This is a genomic window from Ilumatobacter sp. (genome assembly GCF_041688325.1).
In the GTDB taxonomy this organism is placed as follows: Bacteria; Actinomycetota; Acidimicrobiia; order Acidimicrobiales; family Ilumatobacteraceae; genus Ilumatobacter_A.
Genome location: NZ_JBDNIJ010000120.1, coordinates 1 through 2,827 on the forward strand (window position 1 = coordinate 1; position 2,827 = coordinate 2,827).

Genomic DNA, 2,827 nt, shown 5'->3' on the forward strand with positions numbered 1-2,827 from the left:
CCCAACGCTGACGGTTCCGACCGTGCACAGCTCCTCCAGCTCCAGGCCGATCAGTCCGACCTCGTGATCGCTGTCGGCTTCCTCTTCGCCGGTGACGTCGCCGCTGTTGCGGCCGAGAACCCGGACACCAACTTCGCCGTCATCGACGATGCCATGCTCGACTTCGACAATGGCGCAGTGCCGCTCGGCGACAACATCGCTGGTCTCACATTCGCTGAAGAGCAGGGTTCGTTCCTCGTGGGTGCCGCAGCGGCGCTGAAGAGCGAGACGGGCATCATCGGCTTCATCGGCGGCGTCGGTGGCTTCGGTCTCATCGAGAAGTTCGAAGCCGGCTACACCGCTGGCGCTCAGGCTGTCAACCCCGACATCACGGTGATCCCGCAGTACATCACACAGGCTCCTGACTTCGACGGCTTCTTCGCCGCCGACCGTGCGCAGGAAATCGCCCTCAACATGTACAGCCAGGGCGCCGACATCGTCTACCACGCAGCTGGTGGTTCGGGTGCTGGTCTGTTCGAAGCCGCCAAGAGCCAGTCCGAGAGCTCCGGCTCCCAGGTCTGGGCCATCGGCGTCGACTCCGACCAGTACAACACTGCCGGTGCTGACTTCGCTCCCTACATCTTGACCTCGATGCTCAAGCGTGTCGACGTTGCGGTCCTCGAGATCACCACAGCACAGGCTGAGGGCACGTTCGCCGCTGGCAACACTGTCTATGACCTCTCGGCCGATGGCGTTGGCTACTCAACCTCGGGTGGCTACCTCGACGACATCGTCGATCAGCTTGAGGCCTTCAAGGCACAGATCATCGCCGGCGACATTGTCGTTCCGACCGCTCCGGCCTGAGTAACTGACTTCAACTGAATGAACATCTTCACGGTCTGAACAGACGGTGAAGAGCGAGAGCGGGATCGGACTCAGTCCGATCCCGCTCTTTGCGTCTGGGGCCGAGTTCTCAGAGTTTTAGATGACACACGGTGGCGCGGCTAGGTTCCACAGCGTTGTGTTCTGCGAGTTGACTGGCGAAGGAGAGACGTGTGTCGGTACCGGCGATCGAATTGATTGGCATCACAAAGCGCTTTCCTGGCGTCATTGCAAATGACAACATCAACCTCTCTGTCGAGCAGGGTGAAGTCCATGCGATCTGCGGCGAGAACGGTGCAGGCAAGTCGACGCTGATGAAGATCCTGTACGGCATGCAGCGTGCCGACGAGGGAGAAATGCGCGTCGCCGGCACGACGGTCGAATTCTCGTCGCCCACCGATGCGATCGCGCAAGGCATCGGCATGGTGCACCAGCACTTCATGCTCGCCGACAACCTGTCGGTGCTTGAGAACGTGATCCTCGGTTCCGAGCCGGTGAAGCGCGGCGGTCGTATTGACTTTGCTGCCGCCGAGCAGCACATTGCCGAAGTCGGCCGCTCGTACGGGCTCGATGTCGACCCCAATGACCTGGTCGAGACACTCGAAGTCGGCGAGCAGCAGCGTGTCGAGATCATCAAAGTGCTGTATCGCGGCGCAAAGATCCTGATCCTCGATGAGCCGACCGCTGTGCTCGTGCCACAGGAGGTCGAGGAGTTGTTCAACAACTTGCGCGAGCTGAAGCGTGATGGTGCGACAATTATCTTCATCGACCACAAGCTGCAAGAAGTGCTCGAGATCGCCGACCGAATCACCGTGATCCGTCGCGGCAAAACAATTGGCACTGTCAACGCCGCTGATGTCACCGCGGCCGACCTCGCCGAGCTGATGGTCGGCAGCGAACTGCCGAGCCCCGCAACGTCTGAGTCGACCGTGACCGACGAAGTGGCGCTCGACGTCCGTGGCCTCACCGTCAATGGGCCCGATGGCCGTCCGGTCGTCGATAGTGTCAGCCTCCGGGTGCACAAAGGCGAGATCGTCGGCATCGCTGGTATCGAAGGCAACGGACAGACTGAACTCGTCGACGCAATCGTCGGCACCGCCGAGGTCGACGGCGGCACGATCTCGCTCCTCGGCACAGACATCACGAGGGCGTCGGTCCGTGACCGGCGCGAGGCTGGGCTCGGCTACGTGCCCCAGGATCGACATCGAGAGGGTCTACTCCTCGATTCGTCGCTTTGGGAGAACGCCGCGCTCGGACACCAAACTCGTGCGCCGTTCGTGAAGGGTTTCTGGATCGACCGCAAGGGTGCTCGTGCGAGGACCGAGGAGATTCGAAGTGAATTCGACGTCCGCTCGCCGAACGTCGACGTGTCCGCTCGGGCGCTGTCGGGCGGCAACCAGCAGAAGCTGATCATCGGCAGAGAGATGACTGCCGAACCAGATGTGCTGATCGCTGCGCATCCGACTCGCGGTATCGATGTCGGCGCGCAGGCAGAGGTGTGGAATGACATCCGCGAGGCTCGTGGCAACGGTTTGGCCACTCTGCTCATCTCTGCTGATCTTGACGAGTTGATCGGTCTCAGCGACACGATCGTCGTGATGTTCCACGGCAAGTTGGTCGCCACGCTCGACCCGGCCGACATTACGCCACGGCTGCTCGGGGGCTACATGACCGGTGCGACGCTCGACACTGCTGCATCTGACGGCCACTCTGGTTCGGTCAATGAAGGGGCAGACGCATGAACTCATCGCTGCTCCGTCGTCTCGGCTTGTCGCTTGCCGCGCCAGCGCTGGCCGCAGCGTTCGCGCTGCTCGTCTCGTCGTTGGTGCTCACCCTGTCGGGAAGCAGCTGGCTCGATACCTATTCAGAGATGATCTCCACGGCCTCGAAGCTTGAGTCGATGGTCGACATCTTGAACCGCGCAACACCGCTGTTCATCGCTGGTGTTGCGGTGGCAATCGGGTTC

At 61.5% G+C, this 2,827-nt stretch carries 2 protein-coding genes and 1 pseudogene; all 3 read left to right on the forward strand.

From position 1 onward, the window contains the following. The coding region (locus tag ACH2EI_RS07995; RefSeq protein WP_395159661.1) for a BMP family protein at positions 1-843 on the forward strand (843 nt) is incomplete at its 5' end. Between the two features lie 191 nt (positions 844-1,034). Beyond that, on the forward strand, positions 1,035-2,603 hold the full coding sequence (locus tag ACH2EI_RS08000; RefSeq protein ID WP_395151666.1) for an ABC transporter ATP-binding protein: 1,569 nt from the start codon (positions 1,035-1,037) through the stop codon (positions 2,601-2,603). Then, positions 2,600-2,827 (forward strand): annotated as a pseudogene (locus tag ACH2EI_RS08005) (ABC transporter permease); the annotation flags it as partial. The gene ACH2EI_RS08000 and the pseudogene ACH2EI_RS08005, both read left to right, overlap by 4 nt.